Below are 6,171 nucleotides of genomic sequence, written 5' to 3'. Positions count from 1 at the left end.
AGCTCGCCCTCATTGCCGTTGCTCGAAAGCTGCTCACCATCCTCAACGCCATGATGCGCGACAGAAAGCCCTATCGGACAGCCCCTTCAACATAACAGTTGCCTGCTTTCGCAGGGACGACACCGACTGTGTTGGATGGCCACTGGGCGCGTAGGCGCCCCCCGTTGGCTCATCCGGGCTACAAACTACAAACGATCTCCGTCACATCAGCTTCAGCGGCGCGTCGTGCACCAGGCGCAGGTCGATGCCGCCGATCAGCCGCGCGCGGCGCGCCTCGGCGGTGCTGATCGCGGCCTCGGTCTGCCGCAGCGTGCTGACATTCGACCCGAGCGACACGATGCCGCCGAGCACCAGCGCGATCGATCCGAGTGCTGCCGTCTCACCGGAACTGAACAGGCCAAGCAGCGCAGTGAACAACAAGACGAACCCGCCGGCGATCGCGATCTTCGAGCCGAGAATGATCCGCCGGGATCGCTCGGCGCTCTCGGCAAGCTCCTCGATCTGCGCCTCGATCTCGGAAATCTCGTCGGCCGGCTCGTCTTCGGTCATCAGACTGAAACCTGTAGGGCGGGTTAGGCGTAAGCCGTAACCCGCCGCGGATCGTGCGGAGCGAAGTTGGCGGGTTACGGTTGCGCTAACCCACCCTACGCTCTCGTCACAACGGCAGATTGTCGTGCTTCTTCGCGGGGATCTCGACCTTCTTATCCCTGAGCATCGCGAGCGCCCGCGCGATGCGGCGTCGGGTCGAATGCGGCATGATCACGTCGTCGATGTAGCCGCGCTCGGCGGCGATGAAGGGCGACAGGAAGCGGTCTTCGTATTCCTTGGTGCGCGCGGCGATCTTGTCGGGGTCGCCGATGTCGGAGCGGAAGATGATCTCCACCGCGCCCTTGGCGCCCATCACGGCGATCTGGGCGGTCGGCCAGGCGTAGTTCAGATCGGCGCCGATCTCCTTCGAGGCCATCACGTCGAAGGCGCCGCCATAGGCCTTGCGGGTGATGATGGTGACGAGCGGCACCGTGCATTGCGAATAGGCGAATAGCAGTTTCGCGCCGTGCTTGATCAGGCCGCCATATTCCTGCGCGGTGCCGGGCAGGAAGCCCGGCACGTCGACGAAGGTGACGATCGGGATGTTGAAGGCATCGCAGAAGCGGACGAAGCGCGCCGCCTTGCGTGAGGCATCGCTGTCGAGCACGCCCGCGAGCACCATCGGCTGGTTGGCGACGAAGCCGACGGTGCGGCCGGCGATGCGGCCGAAGCCGGTGACGATGTTTTTCGCAAAGGTCTCCGAGATCTCGAAGAAGTCGCCCTCGTCGACCACCTTCAGGATCAGCTCCTTCATGTCATAGGGCTTGTTCGGATTGTCGGGGATCAGCGTGTCCAAGGACATGTCGAGGCGGCCGATATCGTCGAAGCTCGGCCACTCCGGCACGCCGTCGGTGTTGTTCGACGGCAGAAAGTCGATCAGGCGGCGCATCTGCAACAGCGCATCGACGTCGTTCTCGAACGCGCCGTCGGCGATCGAGGAGCGCGTCGCGTGCACCGAGGCGCCGCCGAGCTCCTCCGCGGTCACCACCTCGTTGGTGACGGTCTTCACCACGTCCGGGCCGGTGACGAACATGTAAGAGGTGTTCTTCACCATGAAGATGAAGTCGGTCATCGCGGGCGAATAGACGTCGCCGCCGGCGCAGGGGCCCATGATGACCGAGATCTGCGGGATCACGCCGGAGGCCTGCACGTTGCGGCGGAACACATAGGAATAGCCCGCCAGCGCGGCGACACCCTCCTGGATGCGCGCGCCGCCGGCGTCATAGAGGCCGATGATCGGCGCCCTCGCCTTCATCGCCATGTCCTGAAGTTTTGTAATTTTCAGCGCGTGCGTTTCGGAGAGCGAGCCGCCGAACACGGTAAAATCCTTGGCAAAGACAAAGGTCTTGCGGCCGTTGACCGTGCCCCAGCCGGTGACGACGCCATCGCCGGGAACCTTGGTCTTCTCCATGCCGAACTCGGTCGAGCGGTGCTCGACGAACATGTCGAATTCCTCGAACGAACCCTTGTCCAGCAACAGCTCGATCCGCTCGCGGGCGGTCAGCTTGCCACGGGCGTGCTGCGCCTCGATGCGCTTTTCGCCGCCGCCCAGCTTGGCGCCGGCGCGCCGCTCTTCGAGGGTATCGAGGATGTCTTTCATTTGTTTCCGCCCGTGTTAGCTACAGTCCGCGGACCGGCGCGAGCCAGGTCCGCTTCGTTCGGAATGGCTTTAGCACGGCCATTTCGGAACCGGAAAGGCGCTTGTGGGCAGGTTTGGGCGCCAAAACGGTAGGATTTTCCGACATCTGGGGAGACAGCGATGACTGATACGACCACGGCCGAGACCGGCGCTGCGACCGGCGGGGTGCGCACCCTGCTCCGGCTGGAGGGGCTGGTGCTGTTCGTCGGGATGACCGTGCTCTATTACAAGTGGGAAGGCTCCTGGCTGATCTACGTCCTGCTGTTCCTGGTGCCGGACATCAGCTTCGCCGCCTACCTGATCAGCCCGCGGGCCGGCGCCATCGCTTACAACGCCGCCCACACCTATCTGGCGCCGGTGGCGCTGATGACGCTGGGCTTTGCCGGCGAAGGCCCCTTGGTGCTCTCGATCGCGATGATCTGGCTCGCCCATATCGGGATCGACCGCGCCCTCGGCTACGGGCTGAAATACTCCAAAGGCTTTGGCTTCACCCATCTCGGGCGGATCGGGAAAGCGCAGGAGCCGGCGTAGCGCCCTCCGCCTTTTCAAACGCGCCATGCCCGGCCTTGAGCCGGGCATCCACGTCTTCACTTTCGATCAGAGAGGACCGACTTGCTCAGGCGAAGCGGCGCGCGAATACGACGCAGGCGACGACCAGCATGGTCGCCGCGATCATCGACCAGGCGACCGGCTCATGCAGCAGCAGCCCGGCGAGCGCGAGGCCGAAGAACGGCTGCAACAGCTGCAACTGGCCGACGCTGGCGATGCCGCCGAGCGCAAGGCCGCGATACCAGAACACGAAGCCGACCAGCATGCTGAAGATCGAAACATAAGCGAGCCCAAGCCAGGCCGGCGCGCCGATGCCTTGCCAGCTCGGCGGCAGCGTCATGATCGTCATCACGAGCACCACCGGCATCGAGAGCACCAGCGCCCAGGAGATCACCTGCCAGCCGCCGAGCCGCCGCGACAGCGCCGCCCCCTCGGCATAGCCGAGGCCGCAGACGATGATGGCGGCGACCATCAGCAGGTCGCCGGCCAGCGACGCCGATCCGTCGCCCGACAGCGCGAAGGCGCCGACCGTCGCGCTGCCGATGCAGGAGAACAGCCAGAACAGCGGCTTCGGCCGCTCGCCGCCGCGCAGCACGCCGAACACCGCGGTCGACAGCGGCAACAGCCCGATGAACACGATCGAATGTGCCGAGGTGATGTGCTGCAGCGCGAGCGCAGTCAGCAGCGGAAAGCCGATTACGACGCCGAGGGCGACGATGGTCAGCGACACCAGGTCCCTGCGCTGCGGCCAGGGCTGCCGCAGCCCCGCCAGCAGCACAGCACCAAGCAGCGCCGCGATCGCAGCCCGCGCCGAGGTCAGGAACAGCGGTGTGAACCCGGCGACCGCGACGCGGGTGGCGGGCAGCGAGCCGCTGAAGATGATCACGCCGAGCAGGCCGCTGCCCCAGCCTTCCAGCGAGGTGCCGCTACTGCCCGTCCAGGATTTCCCTGACAACGTCTTCCCCGACAATGTCTTCGAATCGCTCATCGCGCACCTCATCTTTCGCAAGCGAGGATAGCGGCGGCGGGCTGGCCAAGGCAGCTACGGATCAGTACAATATCGCCAAACTGTATGGGTAAAGGTAGGCATACACTTGCGAGAGCCATCCAACGCGCCGAAGGCGACCCGGACCACCGACGTCATGAATGCGATCCGCGCCAGGATCGCGAGCCGCGCGCTCGCCGCCGACGACCGCTTGCCCTCGATCCGCAGCTTTGCCGCGACCATGGGCGTCTCGCCCTCGACCGTGGTCGAGGCCTATGACCGGCTCGCTGCCGAGGGCCTGATCCGGGCGCGGCCGGGCTCGGGATTCTATGTCTCCTCCGCGGCGCTGCCGCCGCTTTCGCTGGCCAAGGACCAGCCGCAGCACGACCGCGCCGTCGATCCGTTCTGGGTGTCGCGGCAATCGCTCGACGCCGCGAGCGGCGCGCTGAAGCCGGGCTGCGGCTGGCTGCCCGCCGACTGGATGCCGACCGAGGCGCTGCGGCGCGCATTCCGCGGCCTGGCGCGGGCCGACGACGCCGTGCTCGCCGATTACGGCGCGACGCGCGGCTCGCTGGCGCTGCGCCGCATGCTGATGGCACGGTTCGCCGACGAGGGCCTCGAAGTGTCGCCCGAGCAGGTGCTGCTGACGATGTCCGGCACCCAGGCGATCGACCTGATCTGCCGCTTCCTGCTGCGGCCCGGCGACACGGTGCTGGTCGACGATCCCTGCTATTTCAATTTCCGCGCGCTGCTGCGCGCCCATCAGGTCAAGCTCGTCAGCGTGCCGTACACCCCGTCGGGGCCCGATGTCGCACGCTTCGAGGCGGTGCTCGAAGCCGACCGGCCACGGCTCTACATCACGGTCTCAGGACTGCACAATCCGACCGGGGCGACGATGTCCCCGCAGACCGCGCACCGCGTGCTGAATGCTGCTGCCGCCTACGACCTCACCATCGTCGAGGACGACATCTTCGCGGATTTCGAGCCGGAGCCGTCGGCGCGGCTCGCGGCGCTCGACGGGCTGAACCGCGTGATCCGGATCGGCAGCTTCTCCAAGACGTTGTCGGCATCGTTGCGCTGCGGCTTCATCGCGGCGCGCGCCGACTGGATCGAGCAGCTGGTCGATCTGCAGGTCGCGACCGGGTTCGGCGGCCCCTGCGCGGTCGCGACCGAAATCATCGCCAGCGTGCTCGCGACCGGCTTCTACCGCAAGCACGTCGAGCAGCTGCGCCGGCGGCTGGTGCGCGCCCGCCGCGACGTCGGCGAGAAGCTGCAGCGCATCGGCATCGAGCCGTGGCTGATGCCGCGCGGGGGCTTTCAGCTCTGGTGCCGCCTGCCCGACGGCTGCGACTCCGCCGACGTGGCGCGCGCCGCGCTCGCCGACAACATCGTCCTGGCGCCGGGCAACGTATTCTCGACCACGCAATCGGCCACCGGCTTCATGCGCTTCAACGTCGCGCAATGCCGTGATCCGAAACTGATGCCGGCGTTGCAGCGCGCGATCGCGCGCTAGTCGAACCGATCGCCGTAGTGCTCCCTCTCCCCGTTCTTACGGGGAGAGGGTTGGGGTGAGGGGCTACGTCCGCACATTCGGCAATTGCTGCGTTCGCGGAGGCTCCCCCTCACCCGGATCGCATCTGGCGATGCGATCCGACCTCTCCCCGCAAGCGGGGCGAGGTGAAGCGGAGTGCGCTTCGCTACTTCTCGCCGACCTTGAACGGCTCTTCCTTGCCCGGCGGCACCGTCTCCTCGGCCATCGCCAGGATCATTGCCACCATCACGTAATTGCCGGCGAGCGCCGTGAGATCGACGATCTGCTGGTCGTTGAAGAACTTCTTGGCTCGCGCATAGGTCTCATCGGAGACCTTCTTGGTCGTGGTCAGCTCGGTGACGAAGTCGTACACGACGGCCTCATCGTCGGCCATCTTCGACGGCCGGGTGCCGGCCTTGAGCTCGGCGATCACATCGGCCGACAGCCCGGCCTTGGCCGCGAGCGGCGCGTGCGCGAACCATTCGACCTGCGAGCGCCACTGCCGGCCGATGATCAGGATCGCGAATTCGTTGAGCCTGGTCGGCACCGAGGTCTGCCAGCGCAGGTAATAGAACAGATCGTAGAGCCGCTGGCCGAGCACCGGGCTGCGGATGATCGGATTGTAGGGCCCGCCGATGCCGACGCTCGACACCTTCATGATCTGCTCGCCGAGCGGCTTCTGCTGGTCGTTGAGCTGATCCATGGTGAGCTGCGGAAAGCGCGGCTCCTTGCTGGTGGCCGGCGCCGAGAACATCGTGGCCGCGAGCCAGCCACCGGCCGCGGCCAGCGTGAGCGACGAAAGCCAGACGGTTGCCGAATGCATGATTTCCTCCGATTTGCTTTTATCGGAGGATGCTAGTGGAGGCGCGAGGTCACGAC

6 protein-coding genes are annotated in these 6,171 nt (G+C 66.2%); 2 read left to right on the top strand and 4 right to left on the bottom strand.

The genetic code is table 11. From position 1 onward, the window contains the following. Positions 1-201 precede the first annotated feature (201 nt). Positions 202-549, bottom strand: coding sequence for a hypothetical protein (locus BRSPCE3_RS33435; RefSeq protein ID WP_244070980.1), 348 nt, complete (start codon positions 547-549; stop codon positions 202-204). A gap of 106 nt (positions 550-655) precedes the next feature. Further along, positions 656-2,188 carry an acyl-CoA carboxylase subunit beta gene (locus tag BRSPCE3_RS33430; RefSeq protein ID WP_244070978.1) on the bottom strand — a complete coding sequence of 511 codons (1,533 nt, stop codon included), beginning with the start codon at positions 2,186-2,188 and terminating at the stop codon, positions 656-658. 159 nt (positions 2,189-2,347) lie between these two features. On the opposite strand from BRSPCE3_RS33430, the gene BRSPCE3_RS33425 reads away from it, so the two are divergent. Further along, on the top strand, positions 2,348-2,758 hold the full coding sequence (locus BRSPCE3_RS33425) for a DUF4260 domain-containing protein (protein WP_244070976.1): 411 nt from the start codon (positions 2,348-2,350) through the stop codon (positions 2,756-2,758). Between the two features lie 85 nt (positions 2,759-2,843). Here the strand turns inward: BRSPCE3_RS33425 and BRSPCE3_RS33420 are convergent, their stop codons facing one another. Next, positions 2,844-3,764 (bottom strand): DMT family transporter, encoded by a 921-nt coding sequence (locus BRSPCE3_RS33420; protein WP_244070974.1) that lies wholly within the window; start codon positions 3,762-3,764, stop codon positions 2,844-2,846. Positions 3,765-3,918: 154 nt separating this feature from the next. On the opposite strand from BRSPCE3_RS33420, the gene BRSPCE3_RS33415 reads away from it, so the two are divergent. Beyond that, complete coding sequence (locus BRSPCE3_RS33415) at positions 3,919-5,274, top strand: PLP-dependent aminotransferase family protein (RefSeq protein ID WP_244070989.1); 1,356 nt, start codon at positions 3,919-3,921, stop codon at positions 5,272-5,274. A 184-nt stretch (positions 5,275-5,458) separates the two neighbouring features. Here the strand turns inward: BRSPCE3_RS33415 and BRSPCE3_RS33410 are convergent, their stop codons facing one another. Continuing rightward, on the bottom strand, positions 5,459-6,115 hold the full coding sequence (locus BRSPCE3_RS33410; protein WP_244070972.1) for a carboxymuconolactone decarboxylase family protein: 657 nt from the start codon (positions 6,113-6,115) through the stop codon (positions 5,459-5,461). Between the last annotated feature and the right edge of the window lie 56 nt (positions 6,116-6,171).

Origin of the sequence: Bradyrhizobium sp. Ce-3 (assembly GCF_022835695.1) — a bacterium.
Taxonomy (GTDB): Bacteria; Pseudomonadota; Alphaproteobacteria; order Rhizobiales; family Xanthobacteraceae; genus Bradyrhizobium.
The sequence above is the reverse complement of the archived record's forward strand: the minus strand, read 5'-3'. Positions and strand labels throughout refer to the sequence as shown.

What these genes read in the sequence shown, in the direction of transcription:
- BRSPCE3_RS33435 (WP_244070980.1), bottom strand. Translation starts at nt 549, where the DNA reads ATGACCGAAGACGAGCCGGCCGACGAGATTTCCGAGATCGAGGCGCAG.
- BRSPCE3_RS33430 (WP_244070978.1), bottom strand. Translation starts at nt 2,188, where the DNA reads ATGAAAGACATCCTCGATACCCTCGAAGAGCGGCGCGCCGGCGCCAAG.
- BRSPCE3_RS33425 (WP_244070976.1), top strand. Translation starts at nt 2,348, where the DNA reads ATGACTGATACGACCACGGCCGAGACCGGCGCTGCGACCGGCGGGGTG.
- BRSPCE3_RS33420 (WP_244070974.1), bottom strand. Translation starts at nt 3,764, where the DNA reads ATGAGCGATTCGAAGACATTGTCGGGGAAGACGTTGTCAGGGAAATCC.
- BRSPCE3_RS33415 (WP_244070989.1), top strand. Translation starts at nt 3,919, where the DNA reads ATGAATGCGATCCGCGCCAGGATCGCGAGCCGCGCGCTCGCCGCCGAC.
- BRSPCE3_RS33410 (WP_244070972.1), bottom strand. Translation starts at nt 6,115, where the DNA reads ATGCATTCGGCAACCGTCTGGCTTTCGTCGCTCACGCTGGCCGCGGCC.